The sequence below is a fragment of the Pantoea sp. alder81 genome, from assembly GCF_020179835.1.
GTDB lineage: Bacteria > Pseudomonadota > Gammaproteobacteria > Enterobacterales > Enterobacteriaceae > Pantoea.
Window position 1 is genome coordinate 379,120 of the sequence record NZ_JAIUDA010000004.1, and the last position, 20,669, is coordinate 399,788.

The 20,669-nt window shown below is 53.3% G+C and carries 13 protein-coding genes and 1 pseudogene; 10 read left to right on the forward strand and 4 right to left on the reverse strand.

From position 1 onward, the window contains the following. Positions 1–123 precede the first annotated feature (123 nt). From LBW88_RS14035 to LBW88_RS14075, 9 genes and pseudogenes are all read left to right on the forward strand, one after another. Complete coding sequence (locus LBW88_RS14035; RefSeq protein ID WP_224932885.1) at positions 124–1,731, forward strand: ABC transporter substrate-binding protein; 1,608 nt, start codon at positions 124–126, stop codon at positions 1,729–1,731. Next, complete coding sequence (locus tag LBW88_RS14040; protein WP_224932886.1) at positions 1,728–2,720, forward strand: ABC transporter permease; 993 nt, start codon at positions 1,728–1,730, stop codon at positions 2,718–2,720. Before LBW88_RS14035 ends, LBW88_RS14040 begins: the two co-directional genes overlap by 4 nt. Next, entirely contained in the window at positions 2,717–3,601 is an 885-nt protein-coding gene (locus LBW88_RS14045) for an ABC transporter permease (protein ID WP_224932887.1), read from the forward strand. The genes LBW88_RS14040 and LBW88_RS14045 overlap by 4 nt, the downstream gene beginning before the upstream one ends. Further along, complete coding sequence (locus LBW88_RS14050; RefSeq protein ID WP_224932888.1) at positions 3,598–5,229, forward strand: dipeptide ABC transporter ATP-binding protein; 1,632 nt, start codon at positions 3,598–3,600, stop codon at positions 5,227–5,229. The genes LBW88_RS14045 and LBW88_RS14050 overlap by 4 nt, the downstream gene beginning before the upstream one ends. Positions 5,230–5,246: 17 nt before the next feature. After that, positions 5,247–6,626 carry an NtaA/DmoA family FMN-dependent monooxygenase gene (locus LBW88_RS14055; RefSeq protein ID WP_224932889.1) on the forward strand — a complete coding sequence of 460 codons (1,380 nt, stop codon included), beginning with the start codon at positions 5,247–5,249 and terminating at the stop codon, positions 6,624–6,626. 256 nt (positions 6,627–6,882) lie between these two features. Beyond that, complete coding sequence (locus tag LBW88_RS14060; RefSeq protein WP_224932890.1) at positions 6,883–7,821, forward strand: alpha/beta fold hydrolase; 939 nt, start codon at positions 6,883–6,885, stop codon at positions 7,819–7,821. A gap of 308 nt (positions 7,822–8,129) precedes the next feature. Further along, complete coding sequence (locus LBW88_RS14065) at positions 8,130–8,420, forward strand: Bor family protein (protein ID WP_009089453.1); 291 nt, start codon at positions 8,130–8,132, stop codon at positions 8,418–8,420. A 197-nt stretch (positions 8,421–8,617) separates the two neighbouring features. Next, positions 8,618–8,971, forward strand: a pseudogene (locus LBW88_RS14070) (IS30 family transposase); the annotation flags it as partial. A gap of 683 nt (positions 8,972–9,654) precedes the next feature. Further along, positions 9,655–15,639: an autotransporter outer membrane beta-barrel domain-containing protein gene (locus tag LBW88_RS14075; protein WP_224932891.1), complete on the forward strand. Its 5,985-nt coding sequence runs from the start codon at positions 9,655–9,657 to the stop codon at positions 15,637–15,639. Positions 15,640–16,107: 468 nt separating this feature from the next. On the opposite strand, the gene LBW88_RS14080 is transcribed toward LBW88_RS14075, so the two are convergent. Together LBW88_RS14080 and LBW88_RS14085 are read right to left on the reverse strand one after the other, a co-directional pair. After that, positions 16,108–16,884: an MBL fold metallo-hydrolase gene (locus LBW88_RS14080; RefSeq protein WP_224932892.1), complete on the reverse strand. Its 777-nt coding sequence runs from the start codon at positions 16,882–16,884 to the stop codon at positions 16,108–16,110. Between the two features lie 91 nt (positions 16,885–16,975). Then, on the reverse strand, positions 16,976–17,653 hold the full coding sequence (locus LBW88_RS14085) for an alpha/beta fold hydrolase (RefSeq protein WP_224932893.1): 678 nt from the start codon (positions 17,651–17,653) through the stop codon (positions 16,976–16,978). Positions 17,654–17,852: 199 nt separating this feature from the next. Between LBW88_RS14085 and LBW88_RS14090 the strand changes: the two genes are divergently transcribed. Beyond that, positions 17,853–18,818, forward strand: a complete 966-nt coding sequence (locus LBW88_RS14090; protein ID WP_224932894.1) for a GlxA family transcriptional regulator — start codon at positions 17,853–17,855, stop codon at positions 18,816–18,818. On the opposite strand, the gene LBW88_RS14095 is transcribed toward LBW88_RS14090, so the two are convergent. Both LBW88_RS14095 and LBW88_RS14100 read right to left on the reverse strand, forming a co-directional pair. Next, a complete protein-coding gene (locus tag LBW88_RS14095) occupies positions 18,805–19,221 on the reverse strand; it encodes a VOC family protein (protein WP_224932895.1) in 417 nt (138 codons plus the stop codon). The two genes, LBW88_RS14090 and LBW88_RS14095, sit on opposite strands and share 14 nt — an antisense overlap. A 457-nt stretch (positions 19,222–19,678) precedes the next feature. Beyond that, entirely contained in the window at positions 19,679–20,518 is an 840-nt protein-coding gene (locus LBW88_RS14100) for an AraC family transcriptional regulator (protein ID WP_224932896.1), read from the reverse strand. Positions 20,519–20,669: the final 151 nt, after the last annotated feature.

Sequence of the window (20,669 nt, forward strand, 5' to 3'; positions counted from 1 at the left end):
TCTATGTTCTATTCAGGAACGATTCCAATAAAGCGATTAATTCATTTTCCAGTTAACGATAAATGTGTGGATGTCTCGCCACATTTATAGGTTTATCTGGACTTTTAAGGGAAATTTTAAAAAATGATGCGAATATCTACTCGTCGCCTGATGATTCCCCTGTTCAGCGTATTAACTGGCGTGATGTCACAAACGGTTGCACAGGCAGCAACGCCTGAATACAGTGACGGCACGCTGGTTTATCTGCACGAACAGGAGCCGCCCTGCCTGTGGGGCGGTTGGGTGCAGCAGGCTTATCTGGCCCGGCAGGTCTTCGATTATTTAGTGAGTTACGATGATGGGAAAATACGACCCTGGCTAGCCACAAGCTGGAGTGAATCCCCCGATCGTAAAACCATTACATTTCATTTGCGTCATGATGTGAAATTTACTGATGGTGACGTGTTTAATGCCGACGCGGTTATTGAAAACTATCCTGCATGGCAAAAGGGAATTGGCTGGCACGGCTTCACTTATATGACCGGATTCACCAAGGTAGACGAGTATACCGTGGCACTACATTTATCCGAACCCAATCCGGAAATATATAATGTGCTGGCAAACGGTCATTATGGTTTTCAATCCCCCGACTCGCTGGCTCAAAACAGCAGTGAAGAAAAATGCCTGCGTCCAGTGGGAACCGGGCCGTGGAAAGTAGCGCACTGGGTGAGGGGGGAGGGTATCAGTTTTGTGCGTAATGAGGATTATCAATGGGCACCGCCCAATGCACATCATAACGGCCCTGCGTATATCAAGCATTTGGAGTGGAAGTTTGTCCCCGATGCGACCACCCGCTGGGGAGCCTTAGTCAGTGGAGGCGCCGACGTTATTTATCAGCCGCCATCAGCACAGTGGCAGGCATTAAAACGTGAATATCAAACTCTTTCCTATGTCGCCACAGGGCGACCTCAGGCGTTCTCGTTCAATGTTCAGCGTGCCCCCTTCAATGATGTGCGGGTGCGTCAGGCGTTTGCCTACGCGCTGGATCGCAAGCAAATCGTTAAAACCGTATTCAAGGGTGCGGTGCCCTATGAAGGCAATGGTTCACTGAGTAAAAGTACGCCGCTCTATCTCAATGTTAATGATCGCTATTCACTAAATATCGCTAAAGCCAACCAGCTGCTGGATGCCGCAGGCTGGACCGGACACGATGCAGAGGGATATCGCACGAAACAGGGTAAAACGCTGGATGCGCGGCTGCCCTTTATCCAGGCGATCATCGACCAGGAAGGCGCGCTGATGCTGCAGGCGGTGCAGGATCAGGTGAAACGGGTGGGCATCAAGCTGGATCTCATCCCGCTCACGCAGACCGAAGGCTTTGCCGGTGCGCGCTCACGCCCGAATGACAAGGAAATCAGTTTTGGTTATTGGGTGTGGCCATCACCCAACATCCTCGACATTGTTTACAACCATTCTCTCAATGGCGCTTTCAACGGCAATAACACCACCTTCTTTAACAATCCTGAGGTCGAAGCACAGATTCTCGATGCCCAGCGGGATCCGGATCCAGAGCAACGCCTGCAGAAGTTTGCTGTTTTGCAAAAGTGGTTTGACGACCAGGCGATTGCCATTGGCGGCTACAACTTTACCTATAACGTGGCGGTCGCCAACAACATCCGCGGACTTTGGCAGGATCAAGGCAACGGATTACTCAATTTTAACGACGCCTATTTTGAACAGGAGAAGCCATGAGTGACGTCATCTCACCGCAACGCAAGCTGGTGGCGAATCCGTCGCGTTCCTTAACTCGACGGGTTGCGGTCCGTCTTGCCGGCGCGCTATTTGTGCTGTGGGGCACCATTACCGTGACTTTTCTTGTGCTCTCGGTATTGCCCGGCGATCGCGCCACCATTCTGCTTAACATTACTTCCGGACAGGTGATTGAACGCACCTCTGAAGAACTTGCGCCAATCAATGCCCAATACGGTTTTGATAAACCGATAGCGGAACAGTACCTCAATTACTTCTGGCAATTACTGCAGGGCAAGTTGGGTTATTCCTTTGAGTTGCAACGGCCCGTAACGCATATCATCGCTGAACAGCTGTTACCGACCTTTACCCTGGCAATTTCGGCGTTGTTACTGGCATGGGTGATAGCCATTCCCTGGACGTTGCTGACCGCAGGACGCAGCAAAAAGCTTGGTGCACTGGGTTCCGCTGTTGAAACCATTCTGGCGGGATTGCCCCAGTACTGGATTGGTATTCTGTTGCTTATCGTGTTCGCCATCGGCCTGCGCTGGTTCCCCGTTGTCGGGGGTGCAACGCTGTGGGGCACAGTCTTGCCTGCCATCACGTTAGCCATTCCACTGGCCGGTTTTATCGGTCATGCCATCCGCAGTGAATTTGAACGCAGTATGCAGCAACCTTTTGTGTTATCCGCTCGTGCGCGTGGCATGAGTCTCTCTGGCGTGCGCCTGCGCCATGTGCTGCGTCATGCTCTGATCCCTGCCATTACCTTAAGTGGATGGGCGATTGGCAATCTGTTGTCAGGAGCGGTGCTGGTCGAAGCAGTCTTTGCCCGGCCGGGTCTGGGCAATGTGCTGGTTAACGCCGTAAGCAACAAGGACTTTGCCCTGGTTTCCGGCATTGTCATCTTGATTAGCTCCCTGTACATCTTCATCAATCTGGTGGTCGATCTGATTTACCTGATCGTCGATCCACGTCTGCGAGGTCAAGCATGACGACTCATCTTGCCGATTATGCTGGGGTGAAGGGCCGGCGTTCAGTCTGGCGCCACCTGAGAGGTTTATCTGACGTATTGCCATGGTCTGTTGTGCTGGCCGCTCTTATTGCTGTTTTCTTTGTTACCGCCGCCATTGCGCCCGCATTGCTGGCAACCCATGACCCTTACACGACCGATTTGATACGTGCGCTGCAGGCTCCCTCGCTGACAAACTGGCTCGGCACCGATGATATTGGCCGCGATTTGTACAGCCGAATTATCTGGGGTACGCGGCAATCCCTGCTAATTGGTGTTGGCGCTATGGCTATCGCCCTTTTTGGTGCCGTGGTGTTTGGCTTCAGTGCCGCCCTGGGCCCACGCTGGCTGGCAGAACCGATCAATCGTCTGCTGGAAATTTTGCTGGCATTCCCCACTTTGCTACTGGCATTGCTGTTCGTGGCGCTGTTAGGCCCTTCAGCCAGTAGCCTGCTGATCTCGGTGGGCGTCGGCACCGCACCCGGCTATGCGCGCCTGGTGCGTGCGCAAGCGATGCAGGTACAACAGTCAGGTTATGTTGAAGCTGCCCGTGCGCTGGGGCACCCCTGGCATCGATTATTCCTGCAACACATCGTACCAAACGTGTTTCGTCCATTGGTTTCCCTGGTTGCACTTGGGATTGGTCAGTCTGTGGTTTGGGCCTCGGGCCTGTCTTTTCTGGGTTTAGGGGTAGTGCCACCCTCACCGGAATGGGGTGCATTACTCGAAGCTGGAAAAATCAATGTCACGGTGGCCTGGTGGCTCGAAGTCTTACCGGGTATCGCGATTGTGCTGGTTGCACTCGCTTTCACACAGCTAGGGCGTTACATCCAGCAGCGAGCAGAAGGGGAACATCGCGCATGAGTCACGACGTAATTGACGTGCAAGGGCTGAATGTCTGGGTCAACAGTGAAAGAACTGCACCCAAGCATATTGTGAAGAATGTGAACTTTAGCCTGAAAAGAGGGCAGTGCCTTGCTCTGGTTGGCGAATCCGGCTCGGGTAAGAGTGTCACCGCACGAGCACTGGTTGGCTTAGCCGGTGATCGACTTGCGGTGCAAGCCGAGAGATTGACATTGCAGGGTGAATCGTTGTTAGGGCGCAGCGACGCATGGTGGCAACAGGTGCGCGGCACTAAGGTCGGCTTCATTCTGCAAGACGCGCTGGTGTCGCTCGATCCGCTTCGCCCGGTAGGCAAAGAGATCGCTGAAGCACTGGCATTGCATGGTTGGGGCACGGCATCCAGCCGACAGCAGAAAGTACATGCTCTTTTGGAAGAGGTGGGCGTCCCACAGGCAGAGCTTCGCGCTTCTCAGCGGCCAGGTGAACTTTCTGGCGGTTTGCGTCAGCGAACGTTAATCGCATCGGCCATTGCGTTGCATCCGGAGGTGCTCATCGCGGATGAACCGACGACGGCGCTGGATGTCACGGTTCAGGCGCAGGTGTTGGATGTGCTGCGTCAGATGCTGGATCGCGGGACGAGTGTGATCCTCATCAGCCATGATCTCGCAGTCGTGGCAAAAATTGCCGATCACATATTGGTGATGCAGGGTGGCAGCATTGTAGAGTCAGGTTCTGCACAACAAGTATTGCAGCATCCTCAGCACGCCTATACCCAGGGACTGATTAAAGCGATCCCCAGTGATCACACCAAAGGGCATCGTTTATCCGGTGTCGCGGCGGTAGAGATTCCATCGACTCTCGCAGCCAGAAAATTTGCAGATGAAGTGCTGTTGGAAGCACGGCATATCATCAAGCATTTTCGCGGTCACTCAGCGGTGGCCGATGTGTCATTTCAGCTAAAACGCGGTGAAACACTCGGTATTGTTGGTGAATCGGGTTCGGGTAAAACCACACTCTCGCGAATTGCTCTGGCGCTAGAATCACCTGATAGCGGAGAGGTGCTGTATGGCGGTAAACCCTGGAGCCACGCCACCGCCTCGCAACAGCGGGCGATTCGACGCCAAATCGCGGTGGTTTATCAGGATCCCCTATCCTCATTTGACCCACGCTGGCGCGTTTCCGACATCTTACTGGATGCCATCGCGCTGGATCCGTATCCCGCCAGGCAAACACCGCGAGAACGGGCCATCAGTCTGCTGCAATCCGTCGGGCTCACCGCAGATCATTTGCATCAATGGCCTGCGCGCATGTCGGGTGGACAGCGTCAGCGCGTGGCGATTGCCCGTGCCATTGCTACGCATCCTCAGGTGATTGTTCTCGATGAAGCCGTCTCTGCCCTGGATGTCACTATTCAGGCCCAGATCCTCGATCTGCTAAGCGATTTACAAACGCAGTTGGGGGTCAGTTACCTGTTTATCTCCCACGACCTGGGCGTCATCCACCACATGAGCGATCGCGTTTTGGTGATGCAAAACGGCATCGCGGTGGAGCAGGGCAATGCAGATGATGTCTTCTATCGCCCGCGCCACCCCTATACCCAGAAATTACTTGCCTCGCTGCCCCGTCTGGGTGCGGCTGAATTAGCCTGATTGCCAACGGAGAGAACATGTCTCGTGAACTGATTTATAACGGCTTTTTACATTTGACGCCTAACCACCACAGCCATGGCTACTGGCGTACTCCAGAAGGCCAGGTTCAGTACAAATACAACCAGCTTGATGCTTACGTCAATACAGTGAAAACCCTTGAAAAGGGCTTGTTTGATACGTTGTTCATTGCCGATGTAGTGGGAGTGTATGACATTGAATATGGTGATGGTAAAACCACCATCCGCGCCGGGACGCAATTTCCTGAGCCCGATCCTATTACCATCCTTTCAGCACTGGGTCTTGTGACAGAGCATCTGGGGCTGGTCGTCACCAGCAACGTGATTCAATCCCACCCCTTCTCGTTTGCCCGTCAGATATCTTCGCTGGATGAATTTACGCGGGGTCGCATTGGATGGAACATCGTGACTTCATATCTCTCTAATGGCTTTCGTAATTATGGCTTTGATGAGATTGTGCCGCACGATGATCGTTACGAATGGGCACAGGAATATCTGGATGTCGCTTATAAATTGTGGGAACTATCCTGGGAAGAGGGCGCGGTTGTTCACGATCCCGCGACCAACCGCTTTTTCGATCCCGATAAGATCCATAAAATCAATCATGTCGGTAAGCGATATCGTGTAGAAGGCCCGCATATTGTGGAACCTTCACCACAGCGCAGCCCGGTATTTTTCCAGGCTGGCAATTCAGAAGCGGGCCGCCATTTCGCCGCCCGTAATGCCGAAGTGACCTTCCTGCCTTCACAAACGCCTGAAACTGCAAGCAAAGATATCGCTACTCTTAACCGGGATGTGGTGAATTATGGCCGCCAGCCTGAAGATCTCAAAAAGCTGGTAATGCTTTCAACAGTGATTGGTTCCACTGAAGAAGAGGCAAAACGTAAGCAGCAATATCTCTTCGACAATATTGATATCAATGCATTACAGGGGTTCTATAGCGGAGGTTCAGGTATTGACCTGGCCAATATCGATCCTGATACGCCACTAACGGAATTAAGTCGCCGCGAGGAGTTCAGCCAACATATGCGTTCTAAATTCCGTATCGCTGTCGATGCGGATTATGGCCAGGGACGTGGGCTGACCTGGCGCGAATACCTGATAAAACATGCTTTATTGCCCGGCCGTTTTGCCGGTACGCCGGAGCAGATCGCCGACAAAGTACAGCAGTTTGCTGATGCAGGCGTGGATGGCTTTAACGTGGTTCCGGTCACGACATTGGGCTGGTGGGAAGAGTGGGTTGAACATGTGGTGCCGGTATTACAGAAGCGTGGTCTTGCTCAAACGAACTATAAGCAGGGTACATTGCGTGAGAAAATTTTCGGTAAAGAGAGCCGGTTGCCAGACTCTCATCCGCAAAGGAAATTGCGCTTGAAATAAAGATGATCTCAAACCCACGTTCTGCAAGGTGGGTTACTTTCATGTACCGAAAATGAATGTTTCAGACGATTTCGATTCGGGGGGTTAATTATCACTGATGCCTATGCAGAGTGGCCAGGGTTTCGATTTCGGGTCTGATTAAAGTAGTGAGTTCAACGAATGGATGGTGCATCAGTTATAATGCATCGGGATCCTATTATGGACGAAAATCATTTATAGCTTTGCTAACATTGCTCAGCTTAAACAGGGAGGTTTAATGAATACCGCAACTATCCGCGCCGTCATCGGTGGAACGCTTTTAATGGCATCGTGCTTATCGGCGTCTGCCGCACAGCCTTTGCCTATATCTCCAGAACATCCTAACTCACAGCGAATCTCCGTGGAGATGCAAGGGGCGGGAACGGATATCATATTGATTCCGGGGCTGGCGTCTTCACGCGACGTTTGGGCTGATTTATCTGCAAAATTACGCAAGAGCCATCGCATTCATCTTGTAGAGCTGGCGGGATTTGCGAGTACGCCTGCCATTGCCAACCCGGACGGGAAAATCATGGCTCCGGCAGTTGACGCCATTGCTGCATATATTCACGCCCAGCACATCAAAGCCCCGACGATCATTGGCCATTCTCTTGGGGGAGAAATGGCATTGATGCTGGCTGCCCGTCATCCTGATCTGGTGGGTCGCGTGATGGTCGTTGATGCATTGCCCTTCTATTCGTTATTGTTCAATCCAGCGGCGACCAGCGAAACTGTCGCCCCGCAGGCCACTGCCACGCGAAATTTAATTTTGGGACAGTCGCCGGAGCAATTCGCCGAGTTTCAGAAAGCATCCCTAGCTCGCTTAGCCAGGACCGAAGCGGTAAGGCCAGCACTGGTGGCGGCAGGAATCCATTCCGATCGTAAGACCATTGCCGATGCAGTGTATGAAGTGATGATTACCGATTTGCGTCCCGAACTGGGCAGCATTAAAGCGCCGATTGAGGTCGTATACGCGTACGACACGTTATTTGGAATACCTGCAGACAGCGTGGATGCGATGTATAGTCAAGCCTATGCTGCAGCACCCGATATCCACTTCACACGGATCGATGACAGTTTTCACTTTATTATGCTTGATCAGCCAGAACGGTTTTCCGACGCGGTTGAGTCGTTTTTGAATGGCGATGCAAGCGAAATGCAGTCGCAAACTGATTGAAATTTGGGAGGGATGGTCGGAATAGACCGTGGCCTCGGTTCAACAGAGTGTATGGCGCAGATATTGCGCAGGATGCATGTCTGACATGAAAGAGATGTGGGGACGAGACGGCAAGGGCCGCTGTGAGCGAGCAGCATAAGTCGCTGCTTCGTGATCTGGAATAGAGCTTTATTGGTGCGACGGGTGAGAAGAACAGTCCTCATTCAAAAGCTTTCTCATGTTTCTGCTTTCGTTGTCGATAACCTGATTGCTGGCTGAGTGATGGTTTCACTCAGCATTTATTTTCATTTCAAGCGATAAGGATATTTATGAACAAGCTTTGTGTTGCGGCGTTGTTGGCTCTGAGTTTAACCGGCTGTGCTCAGCAAACTTTCGTAATGAAACAGAATCAAGTTGGCGCGGCGACGAAAACCACCAGCCAGCCGTTCTTTGTTTCAGGTATCGGTCAGCGTAAGAGCATTGATGCGGCGCAGGTGTGCGGCGGCCAGGAAAAAGTGAGTCGGGTTGAAGTTCAGCAGACGTTTGTTAATGGCTTACTGAGCGTGGTGACGTTTGGTATCTACACGCCACGAGAAGCGCGCGTTTATTGCGCCATCTGATAATGCGTCAGGCCGGTTCACCGGCCTAATCCTGCGCCTGTTGTTAAATCGCATTAGTATATTGTAACTATTAAATTCTGCTGTCGTACCGCTGCGCGGCTTGCCTGCTGACGACGTTACTCGAAACGAGTTAAGGCAACGTCCCCCCCTTGATTAAGGATAGCGTTGCATCGAGCTATTCAACTCACAGGGACAACAAGACCATAACGGTTATATCTGCACTCATCAGACAAGCCCAGGAATTACCTGTTGAGCTATATAAAACATTAACCTGGGATCGGGGAGCTGAAATGACCAGCCACACCCGGTTTACTGTAGCAACAGACATCCAGATTTACTTCGGTGATCCTCAATCTCCCTGGTAACGTGGCTCAAATGGAAATACGAACAGGTTGCTAAGACAATATTTTCCAAAGGGAACTGACTTATCAGTTCTCAGTCAGCGGAGACTAAACAGCGTTGCCAGACAGCTCAACGAAAGACTGAGAAAAACGCCAGAATATGAATCACCCGCAGAACGGTTCAATAAGTGTGTTGCGTCCATCAGTTGAGCTCATAGCACACAGCTGCCATTAGTATCCTTCCTTCCGAAGCCCCTTTAAGCTCCAAGGTAGAGAGGTCGTCAGTCCGTTTACGTTAAGCCGCAAAGTGGTTGGCTTCGCCGAACCGTCATGTGCTTCGATTTGGGCCTGACTGCTTGAGCCTTATGGCAAACCAGAGACATGATCAGGCAGTTAAAACTGCACTATTCAATTTTTCTTAAAGCCTGATTCCAGGAATCAGAGCCTAATATCACCGCACCGCACCGCACCGCACCGCACCGCAATGAAGGTTGCTACATCTTATATGACAGGTTCTGACTATTTGCTCTAAAGATCTTAAGGGGGGCTGCCGTCATCGCATTCCGAAATGGAGCAAGCGAAGCGCAAAAGCGCGGGTAACGTGGTTGCCTGAGACGTGTTACGCAGCCCCGAAAGATTGTGGATTCGGCGCTAATTTATATTTCTATAATCAGGTCCATTTATATTTTTAGTTTACCTGGCCAAATTCTTAAATCAGATCTCCCGCCTCACAATTCCTTAACTCAAACCAGGCGTTTCCCGCGCAATACGTAGATACTCATTACACCAGATGCCAAACATTAAATTTCTGAAACAAATTATATCAGCGACTTAACTTCCAGCGCAGCAGAACGTCGCTGTGCGCGTTGTCTTTCTCTGTTGAGGAATACGTTGTGTTCAAATTAAATCCGGTGTTACTAAGCCTTGTGGCGGCGCAAGGTTTGATATTCCCTATCTCACTGTCGTGGGCGGCGGAGTTAAAACCCTACACGCCTGAATTAAATGATAATAAGGTCGGCGCTTATTGCTTATGCAATGGCAGCACGCAAACACTGAGCGGCTTGCCGCAGTTTGCGCCTGGCGAAAGCGGTGCCAGCAGCGTCACATTGGGCGAATTGCAAAGCGTGGGTCGCATTATCAATGACAACCTGATTGACGCGCCGCGTTTGCAGATCGGCGAACAAAATCATGTGGTCAACGTTTACTATCCCGGCACCGATACCACCCTTAGCTATGAAGTGGTGAATTCCGATGAGATCGTTGAACTGCCCACGGTCGGTTTAAATCAGGTGGTGCCGGATTATTACGACGTCAATGATAAACAATATATTAATGCGCGCATTGCTTCAGTAAGCAACGGCAGATTAAATATCGACATCGGTGAACAGGGCGCTGCAACAAATTCCACAACTAACGGCTGGTCAATGGCCGCTAAACAGAGCCAATTATTTGCCGCCACTAAAAAAGGGAATATCAATTGGAACTCTGATAACCGTATTACCTTCACCGCCGCAACGCCGCCTTACGGTGGCGATCGTCTGGCTTACGATGTAGGCGGATTAGTCGAATATCCGCAATACGTCACCGTCAACGGTAATTTTGGTTTCAGCGAAGAGTATTACGTGAATAGCCTGAGCGATCTGCGCGCCTACAATAACACGCTGATTAGCCTGGTGCTCAACGGCCAACTCGACATCAGCGATTATCGCACCCAACTCGACAAAGGCTACGCGTTACGCGAAGGCCGCGTGGTGTATCGCATGAGCGCCAATAACGTTGGTGATGAAGTGGCTGAACCGCTGAATGATCAGGTGGTGTTGAGTGCCGACGGTGCGAACGCCAGCGTGAAAATTAATCGCGGCAAAACCCTCGAAGTGATGAACGGCGGCAGTGCGGTGATGCGCGCCAGCAACGGTGCACAAGCCACGATCAACGGCAAACTCGCCAGCACCACTTCGGGTTTGGAATTACTTAACAACAGTCGCGGCCGCAACAACGGCACCATCAATCTCGGCTTTCTTAATAACAGCGATGGCAGCGGCGTCGATAGCAGCACCGTCGGCAAGGCCGGGCGCGGTATTCTCGCCAGCAATCGCAGCCACTTTAGCAATTACGGCGTGATCAACTTCCAGCCGGGCAGTGGCGAAAGCCAGGGGCTGTGGCTGTTTGATTCACGCGCCGTTAACCACGGCAACATCAATATAGGCGTGGCAGACATCACCGGCAGCGGCTCGGCGGTTGGCGTGCTGGCAAGCGGTTCCGGCGGATTTACCAACGCGCAGGACGGCGTTATATACGTCGGTCGCACGCCGCAAAACAGCAAAACCGATCCCACCGAAGATGTAGCGGTGAATCTCAGTGGCGGCGTGAGCGCCGTGGTGGTGTCGGGCGACGCACACGCGGTGAATAACGGCAAAATCGTGCTCGGTTCTAAAGTACAACACGCGGTAGCGATGCGTGCACAATATGGCGCGGACGCGCTGCTACGCAACAACGGCGTAATCGACATCAACGGCCAGGCGCAAGTGCAGCCCGCCGAGAACATCGGCATGTTGGTGGTCGATGCGGGCAGTAACGGCAACGTGGGCAATGCGGGCACCATCAACCTTAATGGCTACAACAGCACCGCTATCAAAGTCATCGCCAACGCGGGCGAAAGCGCCAAAGCGTATTCGCGTGGTGCGATCGATATCACCAGCGATGCCGACCGCTTTGCCTTTTCCAATAACACCGCCGTTTGGGCGATTGGCGCAGCGGGCGGCAGCGCCGTCGCTAATATTAGCGGGCCGATTCGCCTCGGCGGCAGCGATGCGATTGGCATTCGCGCCGAAGGCAATGCCACGGTGAACGTTAGCGCCAACGCGATTCCGGTCGCCGTGCCGCGCGATGTTTTCTCGCTGCAACGCCAGATCAGTTTTTACACCAAAGGGGAAAACGCCAAAATCAATCTGCCGGAAAACGGCAGCTACAGCTCTGAGGTTTACGGCGGCACTATTTTCCGCGTGGAAGATGGTGCCGACTTTAACGGGCGCGGATTAACGCTAGCGGCTAACAACGCCTTCGCTACCGGCGTGTTTGGCGGCGGCGCGGGAACGGAGGTGAATACCAACGGTGCAACCTTCACTATCGCTGACTTTGCGCAAGGTTTACAGGTGACGCACGGCGCGCATGGGCTGATCAACGCCACCACGCGCTTCAATATGAACGGCGTGTCAGCGATAGCGGCGATTGTTGATGGCGTGCAGTACACGCTGCAAGGCGTGGAAATCAATCCTGCCACGGATTTCGATACCGATACGCAACTCACCAACCATGCGGCAATCAGCGGCGGCGCCAACCAGCAAATCGGGTTAATTGCCCGCAATCAGGCGCAACTGATTAATACCGGCAAGATCAGCTTAAGCGGCGTCGGCACCACCAGCATTTCCGCTGAGGACGGCGCGAAAGTGACCAACAGCGGAGAAATCAACGTTGGCGGGCGCAGCCGAGGATTGTTTGCTGATGGTTTACCCTTCCTCGGCGACCGCACCACGCTGACCGAAATTTTTAACACCGGAACCATTAATGTACGCAGCGGAGAAGATCTCACGCCGCTCAATGCTTATGGCTTAATTTCTTATCATCAACTGGCGCGTATTAATCAAAACAGCACCATCAACCTCTACGGCGGCGGCGCGGTTGGCGCTTATGCTTTCGCCGGTGGACGCATTACGTTCGGCGCGGACAGTCGCGTGGTGTTTAATGCTGATGAACAAACCGGTTATCGCGCCGCTGGTAACGGCACGCGCTTAGTCAGCAACGGTAACAATGTGAATGTGAGCACCGCGAATTCAAAGCTATATGAAATCAGCGGTGGCGCGTGGTTGTACACGCAAGGTTTTGGCAATGTCACGCTGAGTGGCAACAACAGCATCGGCATCCAGTTATCTGGCGCGGAATCCCTGGTCAGCAGCACCGATAATTATCTTACCACCGGCTATAACGCGACGGTGATGAACGCCAGCGATGGCGCGCAGGGCGTAATCACCAGCAGCATTCAACTTAACGGCCCAAACAGCACCGCTGCGCGAGCCAGCGGCGAAGAAGCAGAAATCTACGCCGCTTCAACTATCACGGGCAACGCGGATTACGCCACGGCGTTTAATGTCAGCGGCAACTCGCGCATTTTCAATCAGCCCAATGCATCAGTGATCCTGACAGGGCCGAACAGCACCGGCGCACGTGTTTCTGGCGGCGGTAACTTCATCAACCGCGGCACGATTCAAATCAACTCGGGAACCGGCGTGGATGTTACCAGCGGCTTTGGCCAATACACGCCTATCAACAGCTCGCTGCAGGTCAATAACGGTATCGCCGCGTTGCGCGTTGGCAACGGCGGGACGATGAATGTGCTGGGCGATGGACAAGGTAACAGCGCGATTCAGGCCAGCGGCAGCGCGGACGGCGTGCTGTTGGATGAAGGTGCGCAGGGCTTCGCCGCCAGCAATGTGATTATTGGCAGTTACGGCAGCGGTAGCGTGATCAATAACCGGGCAGAAACCGCCAATATCTCGTTGAACAACGTGATGTTAGATGTCACACGCGGTAACGGTGTGCGTTCGGCAACTTCGTTTGATCCTAACGGCAGCGCGCTGATCAACGTCAGCGGCGGCACCGGTTATCGTTTCGAGAACGCTGATGGTTCTACCTCCAGCAACGATCTGGTGATCGGCAAAGATTACGCCATTCTGGTTTCAGGTCCGGGCAACGGCGTAATTGCTAACACCACCGGTAAAGTGATTTCGCAAGGCTCGATTGGCATCCGCGATTTTAGCGGTGGATCGGCAATCATTACTAAAACCGCCAGTCAGGTGATTAACCAAGGTTCAATCGTCTCGCTCAGCCGCGTTGCGCCGCTGATCGACCTGCGCGGCGGGCAAACGGTGTTTATTAACCAAGGCACCATCAGTGCGCCATTCCCCGATCAGGTGGTGGTTGCGGGTGGCGGGACGGATGATGTGATCGCTTTGCTTGACGGCGCGGTGATTGGCGATGTGAACACCGGCAACGGACGCGATGAACTGATTGTCACCGGCGGCTCCATCAAAGGCAGTTTGACGATGGGCAACGGTGCGGCAAATCAGGCCACGGTGCAGAAGGTGAGTCTGGCTGATACGCGCCATATCACCACGGAAAATGGCGCGGGCAGCACGCTCAATCTCAGCCAACTCAAGGCGCGCGGCGGTTCGTTCGCCAGCGATGATGCGGCAAAAGGCACCAATCTGGGTTCAGGCTGGAGCACGCTGAACTTCCACAACACCCAATGGACGCTGACCGACAAAATCAAACTGGCGCACAGCACCATTAACGTGGATGCAGGAAGTACGCTGTTCGCGGGTGACAACGTCAATCCGCTGTTGCAGGGCGCGAGCGATGATTCGCTGGTGGTGAATAACGCGGGCACCCTGGATCTCACCAACGGCGGCAACACGGCGGCCAATACCTTAACCATCGACGGCGAACTGGCATCGGCGGGCGGCAGCGTCAGGCTGAACGCCACAGCGGCAAGCAGCGATGTGGTGCTGGTGAATGGCGCGGCATCGGGCGTGACGCAGGTTGAAGCAAAACTCGCGGGAGCGCCGCTGTTCGACAGCAACGGCGATGGCGTGATCGCTGCGAACGAAGGCGTGTCGCTGGCGCAGGTTTCCGGCAGCGCGAATGCCAACAGCTTTGTGCTGAAAAGCGGCTATGTCGCATCCGGGCCGTGGCAATACGGTTTATACAGCTTCGCACCGGGCAGCAATGACGCAGCCCGCAGCGCGGTAGGCGGCAGCGCGTGGGATTATCGACTGGCGAACACCTTCGTGTGCGAAGACGGCAGCCTGTGCCAGCCGTCAGCAGGCAGCGCACAAAGCGGCGCACGTCTGGCGGTCACGCCGCAGGTGCCGTCCTACCTCTCTGCGCCGGTTGGTCTCGCTTATTATTCGCTGGCAATCACCGACGATCTGCATAAACGCCTCGGTGAACTGCGCCAGCAGCAGGCAAATCCGGATGCGGTTGGCGGCGAGATGTTCATCCGCTACATCGGCTCCAACCTGAAATACCAAACCAGTCAAAGCGTCAGCCATTACGGCTACGACTTCGATCTCGACTACAGCGCTGTCCAGCTCGGCGGCAACGTCATTCGCGTGGATGGCGCGGACAGCAGCCTGCGCGGCGGCGTGGCCTACACGCGCGGTAATACGCGCATTCGCCCGCACGCAGCAGATGGCTACAGCTCGACCAGCTTCGACAGCGATACGCTATCTCTGTACGGCACATGGCTGCGCGACAGCGGTTTTTACGTGGACGGCTCGCTGAGCTGGGGCTGGCATCGTGGCGCGACTGACATTGCACGGCAGAAAGATGTCGCCAAACCAAAAGGCAACGGCTGGACGGCTTCGGTTGAAACCGGTTATCCGCTGGAACTGGGCGGCGGCGTGCGCATCGAACCGCAGGCGCAGATCACCTGGCTGCAAATGAAGATGGACAGCTTCACCGACCGCGAAAACACCCGCGTTTCCTACAACGATTACAGCCAGACGATTGGCCGCGTCGGCGCGCGCGTGGATAAAACCTGGCAGGACATCAGCGCGAATCAGTACACGCCGTATCTGCGCGTGAATTACACGCAGGGTTGGGGCGGCACCGCGAAAGCGAAGATTGGCGCTGCGGATGTTAGCGGCGGTGAAATCTTCGAAAGCGGCAAGTTCGGTAAAATGTGGGATGTCGGCGTGGGCGGCACCGCGACGGTGAACAAGGATGTGGCGCTGTACGCGGAGGCGGATTACCGCAAAGAGATCGACGGCAACGGCGCGAAAGGCTGGCGTTACAACGCGGGCGTGCGCTGGTCGTTTTAATTGAACCGGTCGCCGTTATGGCGACCGGAAATATTTCACGTTTTAAAACCTGCGAGTTAAATGGAGCTGCGTCTCCGGTTTCCTGGTCATTAAACCTGATACTCTCTAAAGCCAGATGGCCCCCTTCGGCTCCCCGGCGTCTCGAGTCGTCAGCCCGACTGCGCTAACCGGCAGAAACGGCGTTTTGGGCCTTACGGTTTGGGTCTGATGCCAGGGAAGTAGTGACTACTATTGTATAACTGAGGATGGCGATGGCGTCTCGTCTGGGCACGATGCCCGTTAAGAGCAAACAGCGGACTTCGCAAAAGATAATAAAGCGGGTTATGTGGCACGATTAATATGCCGTAGCGTGGGTTATTACGGTTACGCAGCCATCATATCTGAGCACGTTTGCAGAAAATGAAAGCATCGCACGCCCTTAATTTGGCTTCATAAACTGCAGTGGCTCAAGCCAGCCTTGACTATTTTTTACACTGAACCTGACTCATCATGATTGTGCCCGCATTTGCCTAAAGCACATGCATTGCCTCTCCGTTTCACCAAAGCTTGTGCATGACGCAGAACCTCGCGCGCTTCCAAAGGCCCGCCGTGCCCCATGTGAAAACGCAGTCCACCCTTTTCCACCATTCGAATCAGTTCACGCGACACGGTGGCGGGATCATCTTCGAACGGCGGCCGGATTGCGCGTCCCTTCAGTAGCATGCCACCGATCAGAATGCCTGAGGCGATCAGATCTCCCACCATCATATCCTGCGAGCGCAGCTCTACCGCGATTGATCCTGGTGTATGCCCGCCCGTGTGCCGCACGACACCCTCTACTCCAAAATCGAGGAGATTGAAGGCATCGCCGTTGTTCATCATGATGTCAGGGAGAAAACCGTCGTAAGGTTCATGCGGAATTGGCGTCTTGAGAAACAGTTTACCGACCCAACTCGTCGTGCAGTACGTCATCGGTTCCTTGCGGCTATAAAAATCTGCGTCGGCCTGATGCGCAAGAATGGGCGCCCCCGATAATTCACGCAATCGTGCAGCGCTGCCGGCGTGATCGGTGTGGGCGTGCGTGACGACGATCAGCTTAATATCGCGAAACGTCAGGCCATATTGGGCAAGCGCCTTGCCGATTTTGCGCTCTGAACCGGGAATACCCGTGTCGATGAGTATGCAGCCTGCTTCACTGCGGATGAGATGGGCGTTGACCATACCGAAGGGTAAAATCGGAAGGGTAATGATCTGGGTCTGAAACATGGATTATCCCTGGATGAGCAAGCGCCGATGAAAAGCGGGTGTTTAGTTCTGATGATAGGCTGCCGTTGTGTGCGTTACGGCCGCCTCAACATCACTCAGCAGCCAGAACGATAAAGTCAGCAACGACGAGCGGATGCGACAACATCGGTACATGGCTGGAAGCGACACGTTTGATAGTTGCATTCATGCGCGCGGCCATGCGTTCCTGCTCCACAGGCAAGATAGCCAGATCGTGTTCACCAATCAGATAGAAACTAGGGCGAGTACGCCATGCGGCCTGTGTCAAGGTGCCGCCGAGAGCTGCGCCATTGATAGGGCCCTGTGTTGCATGCAAAATTTTCTGTTCGATGGGATCGAGATCCTGTGCGAAAAGGGTGGCGATACCTTCAGGAGTGAGCGACAGAAAACCCTCGGCGTCTGGCCTGATCTCGTTGTTAAGCGGAGCTGCTTCAAACTTCGTGAAAAGCGATCCTGCCGACTCTCCCGCATCCGGTGAGAATGCGTCGATATAAACAAGCCGTTTTACCTTGGGATCGTTGCCCGCTTGTCCTATCACGGCACCGGCATAGCTGTGCCCAACCAGAACGATATCTCCTTGCGCCAGCGCGATTGCACGGCTAACTGCCGCGACATCGGCGTCGAAACTGGTCAGCGGGAGTTGGACGGCTCTGACAACCATGCCTTTGTTGCTCAGCAACGGTATGATTTTGGCCCAGCTGGAACCGTCTGCCCAGGCACCGTGAACAAGGATGATGTTAGTGATACTCATGATATTTCCCCTGATGTGTAGGCCGGTATTCGAAGAAGACCTTGTAGCCGACCCATTCATCATCGCGACAACTGAACCTGGCAGCAATCGCCTTGCTACGCTGAAAGCTGCCAAGTGTCTGTGATAATCTGCCAAAGTCAGTTTTAGTAGATTAGCGACCGGGAACCCGGATCATTTTTGACAACAGTAAGAGGCCCTGATGGCAAAAAGAGACGTTGCAATTGTCATTTTCGAAGGCGTTCAGGCGCTAGATGTTGCAGGTCCGCTGGACGTGTTAGCAACGGCTAATGACTTTTTGCCCGAAGAAGACCATTACCACTGTGTTCTGGTCGCGGCCAGCACACAGCACTTGCGCAGTTCCAACGGAATGCTGGTGGTTGCTGACCTCAGCTTCGAGCAGGCCGAGCGATCTTTTGACACCGTTCTGGTGGCCGGCGGTCCGCATCTTCCTACCACTCTGCCTGACACGGCCATGTCAACGTGGCTAAGGACGTGGGGGGTTACGGCCCAGCGATATGGCTCGATTTGCACCGGCGCTTTTGTTCTTGGTCATGCCGGGCTTCTCGATGACCAAACTGTCACCACCCATTGGCTTTGTTCCGCGCAGCTTGCTAGTCAGTTCCCCTTAGCGCGGGTCGAGCAAGATCGGATCCATGCACGCGACGGTCGCCTGGTGACATCCGCTGGCGTAACAGCCGGCATAGACCTGAGCCTCGCTTTGGTTGGAGAGGATCATGGATCTGCCATATCGCTTGCATGTGCCAAGATACTCGTCGTTGTGGCGCAACGGCAGGGTGGTCAATCCCAGTTCAGCCCGTTGCTCATTGCAGAACGCGCCCCTGAAACCCCACTGGGAAAGGTACAAACCTATGTTATGGAACATGTGGGCGAAGCCTTTCCGGTTGAGCGGCTGGCAGAGATTGGCGGCGTCAGCCCGCGCAGCATTGCACGTCTCTTCGTTACGGAACTGGGCATCACACCACATGAATTCGTGGAAGGAGTACGCCTGGATCAGGCTCGCAACTTGCTTGAATCGACAGAACTGCCTCTTAAGACAATCGCTTTCGACTGTGGCTTTTCCGGTCCCGATCAGATGCGTAGTGCTTTTCAGCGGCGGATCAACGTTACGCCGCTGCAATATCGTGCAAGTTTCAGACGTGTTTAAGCAGACTTAACACCCACACCACGCCAAATTGATCCTTCACCATTCCAGATAAAGGAGACCATGGTGAAGGCTGCAGCGGCTGGATGATCTCTGCCTGCTCAATAAGTTTGCTCCAGTAACTTACAACGTTATCTTCTTTGGTCTCTTCGACTACGACATACATTGCATTTTCGCCAGGGTGCCATGACTTAGCGGACTGCACATCGTAAGCCATGATCCGAAAACCGCTGTCAGCCAAGAGTTGCCCCCACATCACATCGTCTGGCGCCTCTGCCGAACCAGCATCGTGCGCATCAGCGTAAGTGACCACGCTTAGCTGGCCTCCAAACACCGATTTGTAGAACGTCAATGCCTGACGGGCTTTGCATTTGAAATTGAGATGAGTGGTAACAGTGGCAGACATGATGTATCTCCTGGATTGAATGAAATCTCATTCTAGAGGGACATGGTGTCAGTTTCTGGCAGTAGGGTTCGTCCGACGAGGTGTTCTTTGTGTCGTCTTTCACTGAGCAGAGCCTGCCGACACTTGGGGAAGTGAATATCATGCCGGGATTCTGTTTCTGAATGGCGCAGGATTTCGGGGCAGGGTTACCTGAGGGCTGGGAAGCCTTAACATGCGAATGACGCCCTCAGCCACCTGCTGTGGTCTTATAACAGCCAAAAAGATCAGTTCTGCCGGAAGTAAGGCCTTCTCCCATAAAAGCTTCGTTTTTCATCGGTTAGCAGGCCGGGTCTAATCACAATATACGCTTTTGTGCTTTAACGGCATGGGTCTGCAAGTCAACGTTAATATCTGCATCGGGCAGAGGCCACTCTGCCTGCTTTGATCGCGCTTAAAGGCGGCATTGTCGTCAGGCGGCTTAAAGTTCAATGCAGTCGCTATTGGGTGGGTGACGTTTACGCCATTCTGTTGGAGGCAGGTTGAAGTGCTGTTTGAATGCGCGAGAGAAGTGCAATTGGTCGTTGTAACCTACCGAACAGGCAATGACTTTAATCGGTAATGACGCATCCTGCAGCAGGTTTTTTGCCATGTTCATACGTACATTGAGGAGATATTGTTTAGGTCCGACGCCAAATGATTGTTGAAACATGCGACTAAGATAGCTGCGGTCAAGACGGCAATGCTGTGCGATGTCGCTGATGCTGATCGGGTTTTGATAGTTGCGTTCAATAAAGGTAGTGGCTTGGTCGAGATGCTTGTTTTTGCCATTCGAATTAACCATATTTCCTTTGCCGTGGCAGATTAAAGCATCAAATAGCAGGCAAGTTAATCCTGCGAGTTTAATGGATCGCGCGGTGTCTTCTTCAATTATTAAATCCAGTGTTTGTGCGATTTCGGCAATGCCCTGTGTATTTTTTGCTGCCCATACTGGATTGTCACGAAGTAATCCACACAGTTCAAAGGTGCGCTGTGCAATAAGGCCATCCACTTCCAGCCACATATATTCCCATGGATTTTTTTTATCTGCGACGTAGGTGGTGATTTGATGTGGAAAGATTAAAAAAGCTTCGCCTGCCGTGATGTTCCAGTTGCCTTGTTCCGTAACCAGGCTGCCTGAACCATTGACAACATAATGCAGTAAAAAATGTTGCCGCACGGCGGGACCAAACCGGTGTGCCGCGGTACAGGCCTCATGACCAAACTGATAAATATTGAGTCCGAAATGCAGCATATGTTCCGGCAGTAAGTATTTCTCCATATCACATCCGTTAACTTGAAGTTACACAAGCCTTTGTAGCACAGAAGCCATGCGGCACATGCCCTGTAATCATTGCGAAAATACTTTGTGCGAAGTGCATCACACTTTGTAGTACGCTCTACTATTCTGCTATAGCGATGTCACATTTATA